This window comes from Cryobacterium sp. MLB-32, assembly GCF_000738085.1.
Classification (GTDB): domain Bacteria; phylum Actinomycetota; class Actinomycetes; order Actinomycetales; family Microbacteriaceae; genus Cryobacterium.
Genome location: NZ_JPRS01000052.1, coordinates 14,920 through 37,671, shown reverse-complemented (window position 1 = coordinate 37,671; position 22,752 = coordinate 14,920). Strand labels below are relative to the sequence as shown.

Here is a 22,752-nt window from a genome sequence, read left to right as displayed (position 1 = left end):
CCCGCCCCTGATGAGTGATCAGGGGCGGGAGACCTTCTCCTAGAAGGGGTAGGCGCCGGGTACTCGGCGGAGGGTGATCCAGCGGGTCTCGGTGAACGCGTCGATATTGGCCTCCGCACCACCCTGTCTCGATCCGGTGCCCGAGGAGCCGACGCCGCCGAAAGGGGTGTTTGCCTCGTCGTTGACCGTTTGGTCGTTGATGTGCACGATGCCGGAGGGGATCCGCTGCGCGAGTTCGAGGCCGCGGAGGGCGTCGGCCGTCACGATGCCGAGCGAGAGGCCGTATTCGGTCGTCGTTGCGATGCGCACGGCCTCATCGTCCGTGCTGAACGGAACGACCGAGGCGACAGGTCCGAACACCTCCTCACAAAACGCGGGCGCGTCCAGCGGCGAGTTGGCCAGGACGGTCGGTCGGTAGAACAACCCGTCGTAGGTGCCGCCGGCTTTCAGCTGCGCCCCGGCTTCGATGGAGGCCGTGACGAGGCGGTGAACCCGGTCCCGCTGGTTCTCGTCGATGATCGGACCGAGGTGTACCTGGTCGGTGGCGGGGTTGCCCACCGCCAGCGAGTCCGCTTTCGCGGCGAGCTTCTCGACATACTCGTCGAAGATGCTCTCGTGCACGAGGTGACGGCCGACCGTCATGCAGATCTGGCCCTGGTGCAGAAACGAGCCCCAGGCCGCGAGGTTGACCGCCTTGTCGACGTCCGCATCGGCGAGCACGAGGAATGCGGAGTTGCCACCGAGTTCGAGGTGGGCACGTTTCAGATATTTGCCCGCAAGCTCACCGACCGCGCGTCCGGCCCGCGTTGAGCCGGTGAAGGCAATCACGCGGATGTTGGGATCGGCGACCATGGCTTCCCCGACATCCGCGCCGCCGGTGACCAGCTGCAGGAGGCCGGCCGGAAGCCCCGCTTCCTCGAAGATGCGCACCATCATCACACCGCCGGTGACCGCGGTGCGTGGGTCGGGCTTGAGGACGACCGCGTTGCCGAGTGCGAGCGCGGGTGCGACCGCGCGGATGCCGAGGATGATCGGCACGTTGAAGGGGGAGATGACACCCACGACCCCGACAGGCACGCGCTGGGCGAACGAGAGCCTCGGCTCCTCGCTCGACAGCATCTGGCCCAGTGGATGCGACGGCAACGCGGCCGCCTCGTAGCACTCCTGGGCGCCGACGTGCAGGGCGAAGCCGGCCAGCGCGGGCACGGCGCCGACCTCGCGCACGTTCCAGTCCATGATCTCGGCGGCGTGCTGCTCGAGTAGTGCCGCGGCCCGGCGGAGCACGCCGGCGCGCACCGGGTGAGGAGTGGCGGCCCAGGCCTTCTGTGCGTCAGCGGCGTTGGCTGCGGCCGTGGTCACGTCGGTCGGGCCGGCGATTCCCACGCGACCGATCTCGGCCCCCGTCGCGGGTTCGATCACGGGAATGTGGCCGCCGGAACCGGAGACCCAGGCGCCATCGATGTAGATCCGCCCGGACCAGGCAACCGGGTCGAGGAATCGAGGGGCATCGGTATGGTTCATGGTGAGGGTCATGGGACTCCTTTGTCCTGCGAACGTGCACGGAATCTCACACTACCTATATAGATAGGCATACTTCAAGACCCGCAGACGGGTGATAACCAGGCAGGTTCGGATCGTGACCCGACCGGGCCAGGAATCGCGTCAGCGCGTGGGCAGCAGCTCCGGTGCGCGGCAGGCCTGGCCGGCCGGGTAGTTCAGGCACTCGCCGAGCACGGCCGGATACGGTGTGGAAGCGGGATCGCCGAACCACTGTTCGTAGAACGCCCAGAAATTCAGGTTGCCGTAGGTTGAGCACTCGTCGCCCGTGTCGCCGATGTTCGCCAGCGCCGCCGCGTTGGGTTGATACGGCGTGTAGTTGTAGAGGTTCGCGGTGGCCTGATTGCGAATCTGTACCGTGCTCGCGCCGCACTCGGCGTTAGGGTTGAAACCCACGTCGACCGCGCCGCGCTGGTAGGCACGGTCGGGCTCCTGGGTGTACTGCCGGAACTGCCAGGCCGCATTGTACACCTGGTTGAAGAAGCCGAAGTACTCGGCGTCGCAGTCCGCGGTATCAGGGCAGCCGTAGCCGGTGGCTCGCAGGTAGCCGCTCTCGGTGGGGCGGGTGAGCAGCGACTGCTCCTTCTGCAGTAACACGAGCAGCACCCGCGGTGAGATGGTGCAGGCCTCGGCGACTTTCGCGATGATGCGGCTGGCCTTTTCGTGGGGCGCGCCCGGATACGCGCTGCAGTGGCCGACCGCCTGGACCGGCTGATCGGTGGTGTCTTCCCGGTATTCCCAGGCGCAGGCGGCGGTATCGGTGCGCACGCAACTGCGCTCCTCAAGGAAGGTCTGGATCTCGTCCTCGGTCATGGCATCCGGATTGAAGAAGTTGTAGTCGCTGACGATCGAGCCCGGGTCGAACGGGGCCGGTTCGTCGGCCTCGGATGACGCCCGGGGCGGTGCCGCGTACGCCGGCGCGGGTGCCAGACCGGCCACGAGCGCTGTGCCGAGAAGGGCCGCAATCATCGCCAGTGCAGAGAAACGGTGGCGCGCTGCAGCGAAAGACCTCATACCAAAACCCTAGCCGGGTCTGATCCGGCCACGCTGACAGACGTCGCCGCGGCACGTGTCTGGTCGGCGGGCATTCGTTCCATCGAGTGCCGCCCACGTAAACGAGGGCCGCGAGGGCCGCGAGTCAGTCGGTGACGGCGGTGGTCGCGGCGTTCACCACCACCGTGGGGGACTGGATGTTGAGCACGAGGGAATGACTGACCGAGCCGAGCAGAAAGCGCTTGATGCCGTGCACGCCATGGTTGCCCACCACGAGCAGGGCGGCACCCCGCGCGGCCTCCAGGAGCGCCCATTGTGGGGCGCCGCGCACCAGGGACGACCGCACGCACACATCCGGGTAGCTCTCCTGAATCAGCGCAACGGACTCATCGAGAACGTTCTGGTGGATGTCTTCGAGGGACTTGAGGAATTCCATGTCGGGGATAGCCGATTCGGGCCAGACGAGCGGTTCCTGCCAGGCATGAATGGCGTGGATCTCGTCGCCTGTGCGGGCGGCTTCGGCGGCCGCGAAATGCACCGCGGCGAGGGCGGCGGCGGAACCGTCGACGCCCACGACCACGCCGACGCCCCGCGTTCCGTCGTTCTCGGGGATGATGGCGACGGGTCCGTTCGCCGCGCCGGCGAGGCGAGCCCCGACCGACCATTCATAGCGCACGGTGGGGCCGTCGCGGCGATGCGTTCCTACCACCACCAGAGCGTTCTCGGTCGAGAGGCGCTTGAGCTCCTCAATCGGGTCGCCCGGAACCACCTCCGACCGTATGCGCACGGAAGGGTGCGCTTCCTGCACGCGCCGCACATCGTTCTGGAGGGCGATCGGAGCCGTCACCGCTACCGATTCCGGCATGAAGTAGTCCGCGGACTCGCTCGTGCGGTCGACCACCCGAACCATGATGAGTTCGCTGCCGGCGGAGCGTTCGAGGGCCCAGTCCAGTGCGGCCTTCGAGGGCGGGCGGCCGTCCCAGGCAACGATCGACTTGTCAATCACGTTCTCTTCCCTCCACCGAAAAACAGGAAACGCTGCACTCCAGCGCAATGCTAGCGGGCGATGACGACCTTAAGTGCTTTAGTTTCGGCCGCGCGTCCAAACGTGTCATAGGCGTCGAGAAACTGGTCGAACGTGAAATGGTGCGTGGCGAGTTTTTCGGCCGGCAATTTGCCCTTGGCGACGAGTTTGAGCAGCATTTTGGTGGTGTTGGCGTTCACCAATCCCATGCTGATGTTGATGTTCTGGATCCATAGGTTTTCGAGGTGCAGGTCGACGGGAGCGCCGTGCACGCCCACGTTTGCCACGTTCCCGCCGGGGCGCACGATCTCGGTGGCCATGGTGAAGGTCTGCGGAATGCCCACGGCTTCGATGGCGACGTCGACCCCGGCGCCGTCGGTGAGGTTCAAGACCTGCTCTTTCCAGTCTGCGGAACCGGACACCACGACATCCGTCGCCCCGAATTCCCTGGCGCGTGCGAGGCGGTTCTCGTCGAGGTCGATCGCGATGATGGTCGCAGCGCCGTAGAGCCCGGCGGTTGCGATGGAGGCGAGGCCCACCGGGCCGGCGCCAATCACGGCAACGACGTCGCCGGGCTTGACCCGGCCGTACTGCACGCCGATTTCAAAACCTGTGGGCAGGATGTCCGAGAGCATGACCGCCTGGTCGTCGGTGACGCCCTCCGGTAGCTTGTGCACGGAGTTCTCGGCGTAGGGCACGCGCACGAACTCGGCCTGGGTGCCGTCGATCAGGTGGCCGAATACCCAGCCGATGCCCGACGCGCCCTCGTCGCCGAGGCAGTGCGAGAAGAGTTGGGCGCTGCAGTTGACGCAGTGGCCACAGGACTTGATGCAGGAGATGATGACGCGGTCGCCGACGGCGAGACTCGACACCGAGTCGCCGATCTCGGTGATGGTGCCCACTCCTTCGTGGCCGAGGATGCGCCCGACGGCCACCGCGGGCACGTCGCCTTTGAGGATGTGCAGGTCGGTTCCACAGATCGTGGTGGTGTCCACGCGCACGATGACGTCCGTGGGGTTTTCGATCTTCGGGTCGGGAACGTCGGTCCAGCTCTTCAGGCCGGGGCCGCCATAAACGAGTGCCTTCATGTTCTTCTCCTCATCGGGTCGCGGTGTGCGGTGACACCTAGAGTAGGGGGGTCGGGCGCGCAGGCCTAGGGCCGAAAGTCATAACGGCGTCCCGCCGGGACTTCCGCCCCTAGCAGTGCCGGGGCGGATGCGGGATAGTGAGCGTGGGCGGCGACTGGGCTGGCCCAACCGGGAGGCCGTCAACGACGACACCCCCTTCGAAAGATGAGGTAGAACCGTGGACCGGAAAATCATCGTCGGTGTCGATGAATTGGAACCCAGCGCGACCGCGTTGGAGTGGGCGCTGCGGAGGGCGGAGGAGCTGGACGTTCCCGTCGCCCTCGTGCACACCGTGCAGGCCGCGTGGCTGGCCGAGGGGTACGGCTACTACAACAGCATCATCGATGAGGAGCAGGGACTCGTTCGGCAGATCGAATCGCGCGCCGCTGAACTCGCCCCCACGGTGACCGCGACGGCGACGCTTCGCACCGGCACGGCACCTCACGTGCTCAGCGAGTTGTCGCACGACGCGAGCCTCGTCGTGGTGGGAACCGATCGCAAGACCGGGTACGACGGGGATTTTTTTGGCAGCGTGAGCCTGCAGATCGCGGCCCAGAGTGCCTGCCCCGTGGCCGTTATTCCGGAGCTGCCGTTCGGTGATCGATCCGGCGTGGTCGTCGGCGTTGACGGGTCGGAAGATGCGCTCGACGCCGTGGAGTTTGCCGCGGCCGAGGCCGACCGCACCGGCCAGGACCTCACGGCCGTCTATGCCGCGCGCGTTCCTACCCAGCGCGTGCTCAAATACATCCCCGAGGAGAGCATCGCCGAGCGCCTCGATGAGGAACGCGTGGTGCTGGCGGAATCGGTGGCCGGCCTCACGACGCGCTACCCCGACCTCATCGTTCATCAGATTCTCGTGACCGATTCCACCCCGGCTCGGGCGCTGCTCCATGCGGCGGTGAACGCGCAGCTTCTCGTGGTGGGCAGTCACGGTCGAGGCGCGCTGAGTCGCCTGTGGATGGGTTCGGTCAGCCACGAGGTGCTCGGTCAGGCACCCTGCCCCACCGTCATCACGCGCACGCGGCACGCGAAGTCCTGAGCGTGTGACGAGAGTGGATGCGACGGCCCGGGGTCGGCGCATCCGCTCTCGTCGGGCGGCGGATGGCGTCAGCGCTGGTTGTCCACGCGCTGTTTCACAACATAAACGGCGGCCTGGGTGCGACGCTGGAAGTCGAGCTTGGCCAGCATCGAGGACACGTAGTTCTTCACGGTTTTCTCGGCCAGGAACATGGACTGCGCGATCTCGCGGTTGGTCAGGCCTTCGCCGATCAGGTCGAGAACCTTACGCTCCTGCGGGGTGAGCGAGGCGAGGCGGGCGTCTTGCGGGTCGGCCATGCCCTGGATCACGGCCGCTCGCGTTACGGGATCAAAGAGGTTCTCTCCGGCGGCGGCTCGACGGATGGTGTCGAGCAGATCGTCGCTGCGGATCTCCTTGAGCACGTATCCGGCGGCGCCGGCGAGGATGGCCCCGCGCAGGGCGTGCTCGTCGTCGTAGCTGGTCAGGATCACGCACTGCAGGGTGGGATCGATCGAGCGCACGTCGCGGCACACTTCGATACCGGTGCCGTCGGGAAGACGTGCGTCGAGAATGGATACATCCGGTCGCAGCCCGGGGATGCGGCGCGTGGCGTCTTCGGCCAGGCCGGTGTCGCCGACGATGTCGAAGCCCTCGCCCTCGAGCAGTTCACGCAGGCCTCGGCGCACGAGGTCATGGTCGTCGAGGATGAAGACCCGCATGGGCCGGTCGACTGCACCCGGTTTTGTGCGTGTGCTGTCGGGCATCGTGCTCCTCTCGTGCCTGAGGGCGGGCACGACCCGCTTTCGGACTGTTAAGTATCTCCCGAATGGGTGACCACGTGTAGGGCCGAACGGCCGTAGACGAGGTGGGTCAGGAACGGACGAGGCGGGCGATGGCGGCCGAGGCTTCCGCGATCTTGGCATCGGCCTCGGGGCCGCCGGCCTCGGCGGCATGGCGCACGCAGTGGTTCAGGTGGTCGTCGAGGAGGCCCAGGGCCACCGACTGCAGGGCGCTGGTCATGGCGGAGACCTGCGTGAGGATGTCGATGCAGTACTTGTCATCGGTGACCATCCCCTGCAGGCCGCGGGCCTGTCCCTCGATGCGGCGGAGGCGCTTGAGGTAGTCGTCCTTGTTGGAGATATACCCGTGGGCGCCGTCGTGCGAATCGGCACCGTTCGAGTCGGCACCGTGCGAGTCGGCCGGCTTGGCGAGTGGGGCGTGCGTGCTCTCGTGCTGCATGGCGTGCATCCTTCGTGTTTGCTACCCCCGAGGGGTATGCTTAAGAATAGCCCCATCGGGGGTGATCGACAAGAACTGAGGTTAACCGATGAGTACCGTCAACACATATCACGTGACCGGCATGACCTGTGGGCACTGCGTAGCGAGTGTCACAGAAGAGATCGGCCTGATCCCGGGTGCAGAGAGCGTGAGCGTCGAACTCGTGGTGGGCGGCGAGTCCGCCGTCACGGTGACGAGTGCGCAGGATCTCGATCTTCCGGCCGTCGCGGCCGCTGTGGAGGAAGCTGGGTACCAGCTCGCCCTGCAGCACTCATGAGTGCCCAGATCGACCTCGTGGTGGGGGGCATGACCTGTACGTCGTGTGCGGCTCGCATTGAAAAGAAGCTGAACCGGATGCCCGGGGTCGAGGCCACGGTCAACTACGCCACCGAGAAGGCCACCGTGTCGATACCGGACGGCACCTCGGTGGAGGACGCTATCGCCACCATTGAGGCCACCGGGTACACCGCGACGCTGCCGTTGCCGCCGGAGGCCCCCGCTGATCGACCGGACCGTGAGCTTGACCTGCTGCGCCAGCGGCTGCTCGTGTCGGCGGCGCTGGCGCTGCCGGTGGCCCTGCTCTCGATGATCCCCCCGCTCCAGTTCGACAACTGGCAGTGGCTCGCGCTCACCCTCGCCGCTCCGGTGGCTGTCTGGGGGGCCTGGCCCTTCCACCGCGCCGCGTTCACGAATGCCCGCCACGGCGCCGCCACGATGGATACCCTCGTGAGCGTCGGAGTGCTCGCGGCCCTCGGCTGGTCTCTTTATGCCCTCTTCTTCGGCACGGCCGGCATGGTGGGAATGACCATGGGGTTCAGTTTCACCGCATCGCCGCAGGGCGGAGCCGGCGAGATCTATCTCGAGGTGGCATCCGCTGTCACGGTCTTCATTCTGGCCGGTCGCTACGCCGAAGCCCGCGCCAAGCGACGGTCGGGTGCCGCGCTGCTCGCCCTGCTCGAACTCGGTGCCAAAGAGACCACGCTGCTGCGCGACGGTGTCGAAACACGCGTCGCCACGTCGACACTCGTGGTCGGTGACCGGTTTGTGGTGCGTCCTGGCGAAAAGATCGCCACCGACGGCGACATTGTCGATGGCAACTCCGCCGTGGACGCCAGCATGCTCACCGGGGAATCCGTTCCGGTCGAGGTGGGCCCCGGCGATTCCGTGGTGGGTGCCACTCTCAATGCGGGTGGTCGGCTCGTCGTGCAGGCCACCCGGGTGGGGGCCGACACGGAACTCGCCCACATCGGCCGTCTGGTCGAGCAGGCCCAGACCGGCAAGGCCGACGTGCAGCGTCTCGCCGACCGTGTCTCGGCCATTTTCGTTCCGATTGTGATCCTTCTTGCGCTGGGCACCCTGGCTGTCTGGCTACTGGTCGGCGGCGGCGCGGAGCTCGCGTTTACCGCTGCGGTGGCAACCCTGATCATCGCGTGTCCCTGCGCGTTGGGCCTCGCCACGCCAACGGCCCTCCTCGTCGGAACCGGCCGCGGTGCCCAACTCGGCATTCTGATCAAGGGTCCGCAGGTGCTTGAATCCACCCGCCGGGTTGACACGATCGTGCTCGACAAGACCGGAACGGTCACCACCGGCAGGATGACGGTCGCCACCGTCACCGCCATCGAGTGCAGCAGCAACACCGAGCTGTTGCGATTTGCCGGCGCCGCAGAGAGCGGGTCGGAGCATCCGATCGCCGTGGCCATTGCGGCCGGGGCGGTGGCGCGCGTGGGCGAACTGCCCGTGGCCGAGTCATTCGCCTCCGAGCAGGGCCTCGGCGTGCAGGCCGTCGTCGACGGGCACCTCGTGCTCGTCGGCCGCCCCCAGTGGCTCGCCGAGTCGTGGAGCATCACGCTCCCCATCGAACTTCAGGCCGTGCTCGGCATGGCCGAAAGTCGCGGAGAGACCGCGGTCGTCGTGGCCTGGGACGGCAAGGCTCGCGGAATCGTGGGCGTCTCCGACGAGGTGAAACCCACGAGTGCCGCTGCCGTGGCGCATTTCCGCAGCCTGGGGCTGACGCCAATGCTGCTCACCGGCGACAACGAGGTGGTCGCGCGGGCGGTCGCCGACGTGGTGGGCATCACCGATGTCACATCCGGCGTGTTGCCGGCGGGCAAGGCCGACATCATCCGGGCGCTGCAGGCGAAGGGCGCCGTCGTGGCCATGGTCGGCGACGGCGTGAACGATGCCGTCGCGCTCGCCACCGCCGACCTCGGCATTGCCATGGGCACGGGAACGGATGTCGCCATCGAGGCGAGCGACCTCACGCTGGTGCGCAGCGACCTGATGGCAGCGGCGGATGCCATCCGGCTGTCCCGCAGCACGCTGCGCACGATCAAGGCCAACCTGTTCTGGGCCTTCGCGTACAACGTGGCGGCGATTCCGCTTGCCATGCTCGGCCTGCTCAACCCGCTCATCGCGGGGGCGGCGATGGCCTTCTCGTCGGTGTTCGTGGTGACGAACAGCCTGCGGCTGCGCCGGTTCCGGGCGCTCGCCCAGTAGCCCGGTCTTCTCAACCTGACGAGTGGTGGTGGTGGTCAGACCCGGGCGGGGGCGGGCTTCCGGGCGTCGTCGCCAAGGATGGCGGCGGCGCTCACGTCGGGTTGCAGGTCGAGGCGGCGCAGCAGCTGGGCGTTGAGGGCCACGACCACGGTGGATATCGACATGAGCAACGCCCCCACCGACATGGGGAGCACGAAGCCGATCGGTGCCAGCACTCCGGCGGCGAGGGGGACGGAGATCAGGTTGTAGCCGGCCGCCCACCACAGGTTCTGCGTCATCTTGCGATACGAGGCTCGAGAAAGTTCGATCACCGACAGCACGGAACGCGGGTCGTCGCTGACGAGGATGACTCCGGCCGAGGCGATGGCGACATCCGTTCCGGCGCCGATCGCGATGCCCACATCGGCCTGGGCGAGGGCCGGTGCGTCGTTGACGCCGTCGCCGACCATGGCCACCGTGCGGCCTTCGGCCTGCAGTTCGGCAACCTTCGCGGCCTTGTCATCGGGGTGCACGCCCGCGAAAACGCGATCGATGCCGAGTTCGGCGGCCACCGACTGCGCCACCGCCTCGGCGTCGCCGGTGATCATCACCACCTGGATTCCGAGCGCGTGCAGGGCGTCGACGGCCTGCCGGGATTCCTCCCGCACCTCGTCGGCGAGGGCGATCGCGCCGATCACCCGGTCGCCGTCGAGCACGTGCAACACGATCGCGCCCTCCTCGGACCAGGCGTCGGTGACCTTCACCGGCGTTGCCCCGTGGGCTCGCAGCAGACTGGGCCCGCCCACGCTGATCTTTCGGCCGCCCACGGTGGCCGTCACGCCGGTGGCGGCCTCGGTCTGAAAATCGGTCGCCCGGTCGACGGTGAGGCCGCGGGTGTCGGCGGCCGCGATGATCGCCTTCGCCAACGGATGCTCGCTGTCCGCCTCGGCGGACGCGGCGAGGCCGAGCAGTTCGTCGTCGGAGTCGTCACCCGTGGTGTGCACGTGGGTGACGACGGGCTCACCCTTGGTCAGGGTTCCGGTCTTGTCGAAGAGCACGCTGGTGACCCGGCGCATGCTCTCGAGGGCCAGTCTGTCCTTGATCAGCACGCCGCCGCGCGCGGCACGCTCGGTGGCGATGGACACCACGAGCGGGATGGCGAGCCCGAGGGCGTGTGGGCAGGCGATCACGAGAACGGTGATGGTGCGGATGACGGCGTCATCCGGGTAGCCGAGCAGGGTCCAGGCGAGGAAGGTGAGGGCTCCGGATCCCAGGGCGAACCAGAACAGCCAGCCGGCCGCCCGGTCGGCGATGCGCTGAGCGCGGCTGGACGAGGACTGCGCCTCGGCGACGAGGCGGGAGATGCCGGCGAGGGCCGTGTCGTCGCCGACCGCATCCACGCGCACCCGCAGCACGGAATCCGTGGCGACGGCACCGGCCACCACATGGTCGCCGGGCCCGCGGGACACGGGCCGGGATTCGCCGGTGAGCATGGACTCGTCGACGTCGGCCGTGCCCTCGGTGACCGTGCCGTCGGCGGGGATCCGGCCGCCCGGACGCACGATCACCACGTCGCCGAGCACCAGGTCGGCGGGCGCGACGATGACGGTCTGATCGCCGTCGATGCGCTCGGCCTCGTCGGGCAGCAGGGCGGCCAGCGATTCCAGCGCCGTGCCCGTCTGGGCCAGCGAGCGCATCTCGATCCAGTGGCCGAGCAGCATGATCACCACGAGCAGGGCGAGCTCCCACCAGAAATCGAGCGCGTGGTCGAGGATGCCGAGCGTCGCGCCCCACGAGGCGAGAAAGGCCACGGTGATGGCGAGGGCGATGAGCAGCATCATGCCGGGCGCGCGGGCCTTGAGCTCGCTGACCGCTCCGGTGAGGAACGGTTTACCGCCCCACACGTACATGACAGTGCCGAGAACGGGGGAGATGAAGGCGATTGCCGTGACGTCGGGCAGCTCGTAGCCGATGATGCTCGCGAACATGTCGCTGAACAGGATGGTGGGCACGGCGAGCACCAGCATGATCCAGAACAACCGCCGGAACTGGCCTACGTGGTCTCCGTGACCTGCGTGGCCGCCGTGACCCGCGTGGTCCATGCTGCCGTGGTCTGTGGCGCCGTGGTCCATGGTGCTGTGGTCCATCGAGCTCTGGTTCCCGTGCGTGCTGCTCATTGTTCGAGCCTAACCCCGAGAGGGGGGCAATTGACCCGGGGCGGGACGGAGACAACGGGGAAGAGGTGGATGCCTGGGGTGGCGTCAAGCATACCCCTTGGGGTATAGTTGGCGCAGGAGGTTACACATGAAGACACTTATTGTGGGCGGGGTTGCCGGTGGCATGTCCGCGGCTACCCGGCTGCGACGGCTCGACGAGACGGCCGAGATCGTGGTGTTCGAACGCGGCCAGTACGTGTCCTTCGCCAACTGCGGGCTGCCGTATTACGTGGGTGGCCTGATCGAGGACCGCGCCCAGCTGCTGCTGCAGACCCCCGAATCACTCACCGCCCGGTTCCGCCTCGACGTGCGCATCAACCACGAGGTCACGGGCATCGATCCCGTGGCGAAGACCGTCGCGGTGCGGGACACCCTGACGGGCGAGACCTCCACCGAGACGTATGACCGGCTCATTCTGGCCGCCGGCGCCGCGGCCCACGAGGGCGCCCACAACGTGGCCACCTCGACCCTGCGCACCGTCGACGACGTCGACTACATCGAGTCCGTGCTCGCGGCCAAGCCTGAGGGCGCCTCCGCCGTGGTGATCGGTGGCGGCTTCATCGGGCTCGAGGCCGTGGAGAACCTCGTGCACCGCGGCGTGCACGTCACGCTCGTGCAGCGCGGCCTGCAGGTCTTCACCCCGCTCGACCCCGAAATGGCCGCCCCCGTGCTGGCGACCCTGCGCGAGCACGGCGTCGACGTGCGGCTCGACACCACCGTGCTCGGCGCATCCGTTGACGGCGCCCTTGAGCTCAGCGACGGCACCACCGTGCCGGCCGACCTCGTGATCGACGCGAGCGGCGTGCGCCCGGCCACCGAGCTGGCCACCCGGGCCGGACTGCGCGTCGGCGCGAGTGGCGGCGTCTGGGTCGACGACACCCAGCGCACGAGCGATCCCTTCATCTACGCGGTCGGCGATGGCGTGGAGAAAACGGATGCCCTGACCGGCGAACCCCTGCTCGTCACCATGGCGGGCCTTGCCAACCGTCACGGCCGTGCGGCCGCGGACAGCATCGCCGGCGAGCCGGAACCGTCATCCCCCGCGCTCGGCACCTCGATTCTGGGGCTCTTCGGTCTCACGATCGCCCTCACCGGCTGGAGCGAGAAGCGCCTCGTGGCCGCTGGGCGAGCGCATCGGATAGCGCACACGCATCCGTCATCGCACGCCGGCTATTACCCGGGAGCCCAGGGAATGAGCATGAAACTGCTGATCGACCCGGCGACCGACGCCATTCTCGGTGCCCAGATCGTGGGCGGCGACGGTGTGGACAAGCGCATCGACGTGATCGCGACGGCCATGGTCGGCGGCCTCACGGCATCCGCCCTGACCCGCCTCGAGCTGGCCTACGCCCCGCAGTACAGCTCGGCCAAAGACCCGGTGAACCAGCTCGGCTACGTGGCCGATAACCTGCGCGCGGGCACGAGCCGCAACGTGCAGTGGCACGAGCTTGCCGCGGCGCTGGCCGCCGGTGAGGTGCTCGTGGATGTGCGCAACCCCGGCGAATTCTCGGACGGCAGCATTCCGGGAGCCATCAACGTGCCGCTAGACCAGCTGCGCGACCGACTCGCCGAGCTGCCCGACGCCGCACTCATCGTGCACTGCCAGGTTGGCCAGCGCGGCCATACGGCGGCGCGTATTCTTACCCAGCACGGCTTCGACGTGCGCAACCTCGACGGCGGCTATCGAACCTGGCTCGCCGGCGACTCGCTTCCCACTCGCTCCATCCCCCGTGAATCAGCCACCGAAGCACCCGAAAGGATCCTCGCATGAACGAGATCACCGTAACCGAACTTGCCGCCCTCGACGGAGCCGTCGTGGTCGACGTGCGTGAGAACGACGAGTACGCCGCCGCGCACGTGGCCGGCGTCACCCACATTCCGCTCGGCGAGGTCGTGGCCCGCACCGGCGAAATCCCGGAAGGCAGCCCCGTGTATGTGATCTGCGCCGCGGGCGGCCGCAGTGCTCAGGCCGCCGCGTACCTCGCCACCCAGGGGTTCGACACCGTCAACGTGGCCGGGGGAACCATCGCCTGGCAGCAGGCCGGTCTCCCCGTTCAGCAGGGTGCCTGACCATGCCTGATTCCGTCGAGTTCGATATGGCTGCCCAGCAGAAGAAGATCGTCAACCGGTTGCGCCGGGCTCAGGGGCAACTCGGCGCGGTGATCACCGCCGTCGAGGCCGGAGCGAGCTGCAAAGACGTTGTCACCCAGCTTGCCGCGGTCTCGAGTGCGCTCGACCGTGCCGGTTTTGTGATCGTCTCGACCGCGATGCGCGAGTGCATCGAGACGCCAGAGGGCAAGGATTCCCTCACCGTCGATGAACTCGAGAAGCTCTTCCTGACGCTCGCGTAGCGGCCCGTCCCTCCCGTTGCGGGCGGATGCTCGCGGGAACGTTGACGCGGCGGCTCACGCGGTCTCGTGTCTCGACCAGCTCGACAAACCGGCGCCGTAGACGGCGTTCCTCGACCAGCGGAAGGGGGGAACTGGGCGCGCGGGACCTCGTGTCTCGACCGGCGGATGATCCCTGCGCGTCACCCCATTCCGCTGGTCGAGGAGTGCGCGCTGGCGCGCGTCTCGAGACCGCGCGAGCCGATCTCGTGACGCTCCGCTCCCCGTATGTCGGACTCCCGGGAGCGTTGGCGAGTCGGCTCACGACCAGGGGAATCTGGAATGGGCGCGGGGGTCAGGAGCAGCAGGAACCGGCATCGTCGCCGGTGGAGCACACGCCCGTTTCGGGCAGCACGAGCTGCACGAGCCGGGCCGCGGCCACGTTGCCGGCGAGCTCGTCGGCGATGGAGCGCACCTGCTCATAGCCCGTCGCGAGCAGGAACGTGGGCGCCCGTCCGAAGCTCTTCATGCCGGCGATGTAGAAGTTGGGCTCGGGGTGCGTCAGCTCCACGACACCGTGCGGCGGAACCGTGCCGCAGCTGTGCAGGTTGGGGTCGATCAGCGGGGCGAGCGCGCGCGGGGCCTCGACGATCTCGTCGAGCGAGAGCCGGATCTCACGTAGCGGCGCCAGGTCTGGTCGGAACCCGGTGGCGGCCACGACCGCGTCGGCCTGCACGGTGAAGCGCTCGCCGGCGCGCAGGCCGGTCACGGTCACTCCCGCGGCGGTCGGCAGCACGTCGTCGATCTCGAAACGATCGACGAGCGTCACGGTCCCGGACCGAACCAGTGCCTGCACCTGAGCGCCGAGCGAGGCGCGGGCCGCGAGCTCGTCCTCGACGGAGCCATAGACGCGCACGGGCGTCGCCGAGCGGATGGCCCAGCTGATCCGTGTTCCCGCCGCGTCCGCGGCCAGCGAGCCGAGCGCGATGAGGGTGTTCGCGGCGGAGTGCCCCGCCCCCACGACGAGCGTGTGCCGTCCGGCGAATCGGGCGCGGTCGGTGCCGAGCACGTCGGGCAGCGCGTGCACGATCCGCTCGCTCAGCACCTCCAGGTGCGCGGGGTCCAGACCGGAGGCCAGCAGCCCATTCGGCGAAGAATACGTGCCGGAGGTGTCGATCACCGCACGGGCGTGGGCGTCGACGACACCGACATCCGTCTGCACGCGCAGCACGAAGGGGGTGCCCGCGCGGTCGCCGGAGCGGGTGCGGTCCATGCCCTGCCGGCTCACCGCGACAACGGTGGAGCCATATCGGATGCGGCCGGCCAGCTCCGGCAGAGCTGCCAACGGCAGCACGTAGCCGTCGAGCAACTGGCGGCCGGTGGGCAGATATGCCTCGTCGGGCATGCTCCAGCCGGAACGTTCGAGCAGCCGGGCGGCGGCGGAGTCCACGAGATACTGCCACGGTGTGAACAAACGCGTGTGACCCCACAGCGCGACCGCGCTGCCGGCCTGCGCCCCCGACTCGTAGACGACCGCATCGATCCCGCGCTCGAGGAGCTGGGCCGCCGCGGCGAGCCCCACCGGCCCGGCGCCGATGATGGCGACCGGCAGGCCGTCGAGGCGGCTCGACGGCACGACGGGCCGGGTGGTGAGGGTGAGGCTCGCGAGGGTCATCAGTTTCTTTCTGGGTTAGTTGTTCAGGGCCACGGGCTCGACACCGAGGGATCCGAGCATCTCGGTGACGTTGCCGCGAATCTGGTCGCGGATGCGTCGCACCTCGTCGACCGACTGGCCGGACGGATCCACGAGCTCCCAATCGACGTAGCGTTTGCCGGGGTAGATCGGGCAGGCGTCGCCGCAGCCCATGGTGATCACGACATCCGCTGCCTGTACGACATCGTCGGTCAGTGGCTTGGGGAAGGCTTCGTCGAGGGAGAGTCCGATTTCGGCCATCACCGCGACCACGGTCGGGTGCAGCTCTTTCGACGGCGCCGAACCGGCGGAGCGCACGTGCACGGCGCCGCCGGACAGGGCGTTCGCGAAGACCGCCGCCATCTGCGAGCGACCGGCATTCTGCTCGCACACGAACAGAACCTCGGGAACGGACTGGGCGATGGCGCCCTTGGCCTGGGCGAGGGCGGTCAGGCGCTCGGTCGCGAAGCGTGCGGTGCGGGTGCTGAGGTGCGCCTTCACCGTGGACGTGCGCAGCAGGGCCGTGTAGCTCTCGAGCACGTAACGCTCCACGGTCTCTGCGGCGAACACGCCGTGGAAAGAACCGCTGAGTTCGGCGGCCAGTCGCTTGAGCGACTCTTCCGGGTAGGTCAGTCCGGGCTGTACCCGACGACCGCTGAACTCGCTCATGCTCAGGCCTCGACGGGCAGGATCTCGGCGAGCAGTGCCTCGATGCGCGCCTTGATGTCGTCGCGGATGGGGCGTACCGACTCGATGCCCTGGCCTGCCGGGTCGTCGAGCTGCCAGTCTTCGTAGCGCTTGCCGGGGAAGATCGGGCAGGCGTCGCCGCAGCCCATGGTGATGACGACGTCTGAATCTTTCACGGCCTGCGTGGTGAGGATCTTCGGCACGTTGTTCGCGATGTCGATGCCGTCTTCGAGCATGGCCGCGATCGCGACCGGGTTGATCTGGTCCTTGGGCTCGGAGCCCGCGGAGAGCACGTCGACGCGGCCTCCGGAGAGGGCGGCGAGGTAGCCGGCGGCCATCTGCGAGCGGCCGGCGTTGTGCACGCAGACGAACAGGACGGTGGGTTTGTCGGTCATGAGGGTTCCTTTGATTCCGGTGAGGGTCAGACGAGGGTGCGGTCGGGGGCGACGGATGCTGCCGGCGCGGCGGCAGCATCCGTTCGAGTGGGAAAGAGGCGGGGCTTGAGCCACAGGGCCACGTAGACGAGGGCGACGAGCGCCGGTACCTCGATCAGCGGTCCGACGATGCCGGCGAGGGCCTGGCCGCTGAGGGCGCCGAAGGTTCCGATCGCCACGGCGATAGCCAGTTCGAAGTTGTTTCCAGCGGCAGTGAAAGCGAGGGTCGTCGTGCGCTCGTAGGTCATGCGGAGCAGGCGCCCGGCGACGAAGCTGACGAGGAACATCAGCAGGAAGTAGACGAGCATCGGCAGTGCGATGCGGGCCACGTCGCCCGGGTTGGCGATGACCTGGTTTCCCTGCAGGGCGAAGAGCATCACGATGGTGAACAGCAGACCCCAGAGCGCGAACGGGCCGACCTTGGGCAGGAATTTCTCTTCGTACCAGTCGCGGCCGCGGCGGGCCTCGCCGATGCGGCGGGAGAGGTAGCCGGCCAGCAGCGGGATGCCGAGGAACACCAGCACGCTCGCGGTGATGGCCCAGATGGAGAATTCGGCGCTCGTGGTGGGTAGGCCGAGCCAGCCGGGCAGCACTTGCAGGTAGAACCAGCCGAGGGCACCGAACGCGACGACCTGGAAGACCGAGTTAACGGCCACGAGGAAGGCGGCGGCTTCCCGGTCGCCGCAGGCGAGGTCGTTCCAGATGAGCACCATGGCGATGCAGCGGGCGAGGCCGACGATGATCAGGCCGGTGCGGTATTCGGGCAGGTCGGGCAGGAAGATCCAGGCCAGGGCGAACATCAGCGCGGGGCCGACCAGCCAGTTGAGCACGAGCGAGGTGACCAGCAGGCGCTTATCGCTCGCCACGGCGCGGGCATCCGTGTACCGGACCTTGGCCAGCACGGGGTACATCATGACGAGCAGGCCCACGGCGATGGGAACGCTGATCGAACCGATGGTGAACGCGTGCAGCACGTCGCCCACCGCGGGAACATACACGGCGAGGAGCAGGCCGAGGCCCATGGCCAGCAGAATCCAGATCGGGAGAAAACGGTCGGTCGTGCCCAGGCGGGTGGGGCGGGGTGCGGTGCTCACGTGTCTCCGTATATATTGATCGCTGTCGATGCCCACGCTAGGTCAATACATCGACAAATGTCAATCTATGGAGGAGACTGTTCATATGACGTTCGCTACGACTCTCCCGATCACCGACGTGACGGATGCCGCCGTGTGCTGCTCCCCGCTCGTGCAGGAGTCCATCGCGCCCGCCCAGGCCGACAATCTGGCGCGGCAGCTCAAGGCCCTCGCTGACCCGTCGCGGCTGCGGATCATCTCCATCGTTGCTGCGCACAGCGACGCCGAGGCGTGCGTCTGCGACCTCACCGAGCAGCTCGACCTGTCGCAGCCCACGATCAGCCACCACCTGAAGGTGCTCGTGGACGGCGGCTTCCTCACGCGGTCCAAGCGCGGCACCTGGTCGTACTACCGGCTCGTGCCCGGCTCGCTGGACTCCGTAGCTGGGGTGCTCGCCACGGTCTGACGGGCCTCGCGCTCCGGAAGGTGCGCTGCGGGTTCCGGAGGGTGCGCTGCGGGCGGGCGTGGCGGGGGTTGGCGCAGGTTGGGGAGGTTGGCGCACGGAGGAGCGTGCGCCGCGCTCCGGAGGGTGCGCTGCGGGTTCCGGAGGGTGCGCTGCGCTGGGGAAGGTGCGCTGCGGGTTCCGGAGGGTGCGCGGCGGGACGGTGCGGGGAGCGGATGGCGCGGCGCGGCGCGAGCCGTCGGTCTCTGGATCTGGCAGGCTGGTCGCCAGGCGGGTGAATGCGTCGAACCATCGAAAGCGGGAGTGCCATGACTGCGAAACCGACTGCTCGCGTGATCGTGGGAGTTATTCCCGGCCAGCCGGATGCCGTGGTGTTGCAGGCGGCGACCTTCGCCCGGCGTTTCAACGCGGAACTGGTGTGCGCATCCGTTGATGTGAATCGCTACATGGTCTTCGACCTCGGCGACGGCTCGATGACCAGCATCCCCCTGGATCCGGACCTTGTCGACCCGGGCGAGCCCGGATTCGAGCCGGGCCTGCTCGCGCATTTGACCGCCCTGCTCGCCGACGTGGATGTGGTCTGGTCTACGCGCTCGCTCGCCGGTGACCCGGCCCTCGCCCTCGGCGGACTCGCCGATACCCTCGGTGCCGCGATGATCGTCGTCGGTACGCGGGAGGCGACCGTGCGCGCGAGCCTGGGCGAATTCTTCAACGGTTCGGTCGCGGCGCACCTGGCGCATCGCCAACACCGGCCGGTGGTCGTGATTCCGCTCGCGCCCGTTGCCGTCGATGAGGCCCTGCCCTGGGAGCCGAGCTGACCCACGTGTAAACTGCGTGTGGGGATGGATCCCGCCGGAGCACTCAGCTCGAACAGCCCGCCCGCTAATGGTTCCTACCCTCTTCGCCCCGCGAGAACTGGTAGGTGACCCGTGCACGACAAGGCCAATCCGGTGCACCTGCGCTGGCCGTATCTGTTGCTCGTGTTTATGGGCGGCACCGTCGGAACGGCGCTGCGCGAGGCCGTTCTGCTGCTGGCGCCCTCGGGTGGATTCCCGCTGGCCACCCTCAGCATCAACGTGACCGGGGCCTTCCTGCTCGGCGCTCTGCTCGAGATGCTCGTGCTCCGGGGACCCGACGCCGGGCGGCGTCGCCAGGTCCGCGTGCTCATCGGCACCGGCGTGCTCGGCGGCTTCACCACATACAGTGCCCTCGCGACCGACACGAGCCTGCTGCTCGCCGACGGCGATGTCGGCGCTGGGCTGCTCTACGCCGGTGGCACCCTCGTGCTGGGCGCCGTCGCCACCTGGCTGGGAATCCTGCTGTCGGCCACCCTGCACCGCCGGGCCGCTGGCCACCGGGGACGGCCGGCATGAGCGCCCTCACCTTTCTCGCGGTTGCGCTCGCCGGTGGGCTCGGCGCGACCGCACGGTTCGTGTTCGACGGCCTGCTGCGCTCGCGGCTGCGCACGCCGTTCCCTTTCGGCACGACTGTGATCAACGTGTCTGGATCGCTGCTCTTGGGTCTCGTCACCGGGCTGGCGCTCGTGAACCTGGTGTCCACGGAGTGGTACCTGATTCTCGGCGGTGGTCTGCTCGGCGGGTACACGACCTTCAGCACCGCGAGCATCGAGACCGTGCGACTGCTGCAGCAACGCCGGTATCGGCCAGCGTTGACGGCCGGGCTCGGCATGCTCGTGGCATCCGTTGTCGCTGCCGGATTCGGGCTCTGGATCGGTCTCTCGCTCTGAGCATTGCCCGTACTGAGGACCTCGACGGGCTCGGTCCACGGACCTCGACGCGCTCGCTCTGACCGTTTCGTCGTCGCGCCTCGACCAGCGGGGGCAGACGCTCCCGGATCAGGCGGGGGTGGGCACGGCGAAGTACAGGTGGGCGTGCAGACGGCATCCGTCGTTGAACTCGGCGGCGCACCTCGGGCAGTGGGTCGTTGCACGGTAGGCAAGAATGCTCATCTCGAGTGCGCAGACTCCGCAGAGCATCGCCGGTTCCGACCATTCGGCTTCCGGCCATTGTGTGGCCGGATGTGACTCGCTTTCGGCGTGGCACTGGAAGCACGGGTAGTACCGTCGGCAGCAGGCGAACTTGATGGCGATCACGTCCTGTGCGGTGCGATAGTGCACGCAACGGGTCTGGTCGTCGACGACCGGGCCATGGACGTGAGGACGGGGAGGCATCTGCCCAGTCTTCCAGCTGCGCGGTTCCCCTCCAGACCGACGGCCGCTACGCTGGAGAAACCGTCCGAGCGGAATCTTTATTTCGTGGACGCAGGGGACGCACCATGGGGGAGAACGACATGAATACAGAAACAGATACTGCACCAGAGAGCACGGGACTTCAGCCCCTGGTGAGGGTGCCCTGGCGGGCCGTCACGGTGTACGTGGTTGTGGCGTGCGGGCTGGCGTGGCTCGTGGCCCTGCCGATGTGGCTCGGCGGAGACGGCCTCAGCAACCCGTTCACCGGACTGCTGCTTCCGCTGATGATGTTCACGCCCCTGATCGCGACGCTTCTCGTGGTGCTCTTCGTGCAGAAACCGCGGCCCCGACCCATCACCGAATACCTCGGCATGTGGCCGCTACGACCCGTCTGGCGCACCATCGGCATGATTCTCGCGGGAATCTTCGGCACAGCCTTGCTGGTCATCGCGGGCGTGTTCCTCGCGGCCGGCCTCGGAGTCGTGCAGCTGGACCTCGAGAACTTCTCCGGTTTCGCCGCTCTTCTACAGGCCGCGGCACCGGGAGTGGAACTGCCCATTCCGGTGGAAACCGTGATCCTGTTGCAGCTGCTGCTTATTCCGTTCGCGGCACTCGTCAACGGGGTGCTCGCCTTCGGTGAGGAGATCGGCTGGCGGGGCTGGCTGCTGCCCAGCCTGCTGCCGCTCGGCACGTGGCCGGCACTCCTGCTTTCGGGTGCGATCTGGGGACTCTGGCACAGCCCGATCATTCTGCTCGGCTACAACTTCGCGCAGCCCAACCTTTTCGGCGTGGTCATGATGATCGCCGGATGCACGGTGTACGGAGTTCTCCTCGGCTGGCTGCGCCTGCGCACCGGGTCCGTCTGGCCGGCGGTCTTCGCCCACGGCGCCTTCAACGCGGCCGGGGGATTCCTGATGCTCGTCGTGCTCGCCGACACGAGTCCGGACCCGGTGGCCTCGGGCCCGCTCGGCTGGGTGGCGTGGATCATGATGGCCGCGGTCATCATGATGCTCCTGGGATTCGGTCAGTTTCGCCGCCAGCCGAGTCTCGTGCGGCGCACGAAGCCGGCCGCCCGGTAACGGATGCCCCGTCTCACGCCTCGACCAGCGGTCCCTGCACGACGCGAGCCGTTCTTCGGACCGGGCCTGATCTCGTGCGTCGACCGTGGCTACTCGCCGCCGGTACTCGAGTCGGCGGCGGTGGTCTGAGCGGTCACGAAGGCTTCGAAGGCGGTCGCATCCGTGAGTGACCCCTGGTAGGAGACGCCGTTCACGATCACGGTCGGCGTGCCGGTCACCTTGGTGATGTCAGCATGGGGAATCGGGCCGCTCAGGGCGCGCTCCGAGGCCGCCGCGACCCAGGAGGCAAAGGTCTGGTTGGTGATGCAGTCGGCGATCTGCGGATCAGAGACGCCCGCACCCTCGATCACGTTCTGGATTTCGGCATCCGAGAGACCGGTGGAATTCTCGGCGGGTTGATTCGCGAAGAGGGCCGTGTTCACGGTCAGGAAGCTGTCGGGGTCGAAGTTTGCCACGCAGGCGGCCGCGTTCGCCGCCCGGGTGGAGTACTTCGTGCCCAGGGACGACGTGTCGAGAATTGAAATGGGGTGCAGCTCGACAGTGGCGTTTCCCGCGGTGACCCAACTGGTGATCTGGGCGGCGTTGGTGGCTTCGAACTGGCTGCAGTACGGGCAGAGGTAATCCACGTAGATGCTGATGTTCACCATGTTGGTGAGGGCCGACTGGTCGGTGGCGACCGGCGCCGCGCCGGGAGCGAGCGCGGCGGTTGTGGCGGCGGTCACGGTGGTGCCGTCGCCGCCGAGCAGTATGCCGTCGCTCGCCATGTTGAGGGGGCCGGCCGCGCTCGGACTGCTCTGGTTGGCTATCACGAGGGCAACCACCGCCACCACGGACACGAGGGCCAGACCGATCCCGCCCCGCCAGAGCACCCTGCGGCGTTGCGCTCGCTTCTTTTCCTCGTTACGCATCTGCTGAGCCTGCTCCCGGGCGTGCTCGCGCCTATCCGCCTTGGTCGGGCGAGGCTGGCCGGAAGCGTTGCTCATCATGCGCGAATTCACCGTTTCTTCAGGGGTGCAATTCGACAGTAGGGAGTGCGCCTGTGTGTGCGGCTTTCGTTGCCTGTGCGGATGCTGGGAGGTGCGAGCGCCGGAACCGGTGC

The 22,752-nt window shown here is 67.9% G+C and carries 24 protein-coding genes; 11 read left to right on the top strand and 13 right to left on the bottom strand.

Annotation, left to right across the window (positions count from 1 at the left end; genetic code table 11):
• Positions 1 to 39 precede the first annotated feature (39 nt).
• From JF66_RS07575 to JF66_RS07560, 4 genes are all read right to left on the bottom strand, one after another.
• Entirely contained in the window at positions 40 to 1,533 is a 1,494-nt protein-coding gene (locus JF66_RS07575) for a benzaldehyde dehydrogenase (protein ID WP_081882222.1), read from the bottom strand.
• Positions 1,534 to 1,662: 129 nt separating this feature from the next.
• Positions 1,663 to 2,571, bottom strand: a complete 909-nt coding sequence (locus JF66_RS07570; protein ID WP_156109689.1) for a hypothetical protein — start codon at positions 2,569 to 2,571, stop codon at positions 1,663 to 1,665.
• Positions 2,572 to 2,695: 124 nt separating this feature from the next.
• Positions 2,696 to 3,556, bottom strand: coding sequence for a universal stress protein (locus JF66_RS07565; RefSeq protein WP_035876701.1), 861 nt, complete (start codon positions 3,554 to 3,556; stop codon positions 2,696 to 2,698).
• A 50-nt stretch (positions 3,557 to 3,606) separates the two neighbouring features.
• Positions 3,607 to 4,662 (bottom strand): zinc-dependent alcohol dehydrogenase family protein, encoded by a 1,056-nt coding sequence (locus JF66_RS07560; protein ID WP_035876700.1) that lies wholly within the window; start codon positions 4,660 to 4,662, stop codon positions 3,607 to 3,609.
• A gap of 217 nt (positions 4,663 to 4,879) precedes the next feature.
• Between JF66_RS07560 and JF66_RS07555 the strand changes: the two genes are divergently transcribed.
• Positions 4,880 to 5,740: a universal stress protein gene (locus JF66_RS07555; RefSeq protein ID WP_035876698.1), complete on the top strand. Its 861-nt coding sequence runs from the start codon at positions 4,880 to 4,882 to the stop codon at positions 5,738 to 5,740.
• Positions 5,741 to 5,808: 68 nt separating this feature from the next.
• Here the strand turns inward: JF66_RS07555 and JF66_RS07550 are convergent, their stop codons facing one another.
• Both JF66_RS07550 and JF66_RS07545 read right to left on the bottom strand, forming a co-directional pair.
• Entirely contained in the window at positions 5,809 to 6,483 is a 675-nt protein-coding gene (locus JF66_RS07550) for a response regulator transcription factor (RefSeq protein ID WP_051973258.1), read from the bottom strand.
• A 106-nt stretch (positions 6,484 to 6,589) separates the two neighbouring features.
• A complete protein-coding gene (locus JF66_RS07545) occupies positions 6,590 to 6,958 on the bottom strand; it encodes a metal-sensitive transcriptional regulator (RefSeq protein WP_035876693.1) in 369 nt (122 codons plus the stop codon).
• 88 nt (positions 6,959 to 7,046) lie between these two features.
• Between JF66_RS07545 and JF66_RS07540 the strand changes: the two genes are divergently transcribed.
• Both JF66_RS07540 and JF66_RS07535 read left to right on the top strand, forming a co-directional pair.
• Positions 7,047 to 7,274, top strand: a complete 228-nt coding sequence (locus tag JF66_RS07540; RefSeq protein WP_035876692.1) for a heavy-metal-associated domain-containing protein — start codon at positions 7,047 to 7,049, stop codon at positions 7,272 to 7,274.
• Positions 7,271 to 9,493 carry a cation-translocating P-type ATPase gene (locus JF66_RS07535; protein ID WP_035876690.1) on the top strand — a complete coding sequence of 741 codons (2,223 nt, stop codon included), beginning with the start codon at positions 7,271 to 7,273 and terminating at the stop codon, positions 9,491 to 9,493. Before JF66_RS07540 ends, JF66_RS07535 begins: the two co-directional genes overlap by 4 nt.
• 35 nt (positions 9,494 to 9,528) lie before the next feature.
• Here JF66_RS07535 and JF66_RS07530 read toward each other — a convergent pair whose 3' ends face one another.
• Entirely contained in the window at positions 9,529 to 11,619 is a 2,091-nt protein-coding gene (locus JF66_RS07530) for a heavy metal translocating P-type ATPase (RefSeq protein ID WP_051973264.1), read from the bottom strand.
• A gap of 157 nt (positions 11,620 to 11,776) precedes the next feature.
• On the opposite strand from JF66_RS07530, the gene JF66_RS07525 reads away from it, so the two are divergent.
• From JF66_RS07525 to JF66_RS07515, 3 genes are read left to right on the top strand one after another with little or no spacing between them, the layout of a single operon-like run.
• Positions 11,777 to 13,459 (top strand): FAD-dependent oxidoreductase, encoded by a 1,683-nt coding sequence (locus JF66_RS07525; RefSeq protein ID WP_051973257.1) that lies wholly within the window; start codon positions 11,777 to 11,779, stop codon positions 13,457 to 13,459.
• The gene (locus JF66_RS07520) at positions 13,456 to 13,758 is read left to right on the top strand and encodes a rhodanese-like domain-containing protein (RefSeq protein ID WP_035876689.1); all 303 of its coding nucleotides are present in this window, start codon (positions 13,456 to 13,458) and stop codon (positions 13,756 to 13,758) included. Before JF66_RS07525 ends, JF66_RS07520 begins: the two co-directional genes overlap by 4 nt.
• Positions 13,759 to 13,760: 2 nt before the next feature.
• Entirely contained in the window at positions 13,761 to 14,039 is a 279-nt protein-coding gene (locus JF66_RS07515) for a metal-sensitive transcriptional regulator (protein WP_035876687.1), read from the top strand.
• 331 nt (positions 14,040 to 14,370) lie between these two features.
• Here the strand turns inward: JF66_RS07515 and JF66_RS07510 are convergent, their stop codons facing one another.
• From JF66_RS07510 to arsB, 4 genes are read right to left on the bottom strand one after another with little or no spacing between them, the layout of a single operon-like run.
• Positions 14,371 to 15,690, bottom strand: coding sequence for an FAD-dependent oxidoreductase (locus JF66_RS07510; protein WP_035876685.1), 1,320 nt, complete (start codon positions 15,688 to 15,690; stop codon positions 14,371 to 14,373).
• A 15-nt stretch (positions 15,691 to 15,705) separates the two neighbouring features.
• A complete protein-coding gene (locus JF66_RS07505) occupies positions 15,706 to 16,377 on the bottom strand; it encodes an arsenate reductase ArsC (RefSeq protein WP_035876684.1) in 672 nt (223 codons plus the stop codon).
• Between the two features lie 2 nt (positions 16,378 to 16,379).
• On the bottom strand, positions 16,380 to 16,790 hold the full coding sequence (locus tag JF66_RS07500; protein ID WP_035876683.1) for an arsenate reductase ArsC: 411 nt from the start codon (positions 16,788 to 16,790) through the stop codon (positions 16,380 to 16,382).
• Positions 16,791 to 16,816: 26 nt separating this feature from the next.
• A complete protein-coding gene (arsB, locus tag JF66_RS07495) occupies positions 16,817 to 17,923 on the bottom strand; it encodes an ACR3 family arsenite efflux transporter (protein ID WP_255351516.1) in 1,107 nt (368 codons plus the stop codon).
• Positions 17,924 to 18,008: 85 nt separating this feature from the next.
• Between arsB and JF66_RS07490 the strand changes: the two genes are divergently transcribed.
• The 4 genes from JF66_RS07490 (at position 18,009) to crcB (ending at position 20,112) form a co-directional block, all read left to right on the top strand.
• Positions 18,009 to 18,368, top strand: a complete 360-nt coding sequence (locus JF66_RS07490) for a helix-turn-helix transcriptional regulator (RefSeq protein ID WP_035876682.1) — start codon at positions 18,009 to 18,011, stop codon at positions 18,366 to 18,368.
• A 305-nt stretch (positions 18,369 to 18,673) separates the two neighbouring features.
• Entirely contained in the window at positions 18,674 to 19,183 is a 510-nt protein-coding gene (locus JF66_RS07485; RefSeq protein ID WP_051973262.1) for a universal stress protein, read from the top strand.
• Positions 19,184 to 19,294: 111 nt separating this feature from the next.
• A complete protein-coding gene (locus JF66_RS07480) occupies positions 19,295 to 19,738 on the top strand; it encodes a CrcB family protein (RefSeq protein ID WP_231556342.1) in 444 nt (147 codons plus the stop codon).
• Complete coding sequence (gene crcB / locus JF66_RS07475) at positions 19,735 to 20,112, top strand: fluoride efflux transporter CrcB (protein ID WP_035876678.1); 378 nt, start codon at positions 19,735 to 19,737, stop codon at positions 20,110 to 20,112. The genes JF66_RS07480 and crcB overlap by 4 nt, the downstream gene beginning before the upstream one ends.
• Positions 20,113 to 20,220: 108 nt before the next feature.
• Here the strand turns inward: crcB and JF66_RS07470 are convergent, their stop codons facing one another.
• Entirely contained in the window at positions 20,221 to 20,556 is a 336-nt protein-coding gene (locus JF66_RS07470) for a CHY zinc finger protein (protein WP_035876675.1), read from the bottom strand.
• A gap of 119 nt (positions 20,557 to 20,675) precedes the next feature.
• Between JF66_RS07470 and JF66_RS07465 the strand changes: the two genes are divergently transcribed.
• A complete protein-coding gene (locus tag JF66_RS07465; RefSeq protein ID WP_051973261.1) occupies positions 20,676 to 21,653 on the top strand; it encodes a CPBP family intramembrane glutamic endopeptidase in 978 nt (325 codons plus the stop codon).
• Between the two features lie 89 nt (positions 21,654 to 21,742).
• Here the strand turns inward: JF66_RS07465 and JF66_RS07460 are convergent, their stop codons facing one another.
• A complete protein-coding gene (locus JF66_RS07460) occupies positions 21,743 to 22,639 on the bottom strand; it encodes a thioredoxin domain-containing protein (protein ID WP_051973256.1) in 897 nt (298 codons plus the stop codon).
• Positions 22,640 to 22,752 lie beyond the last annotated feature (113 nt).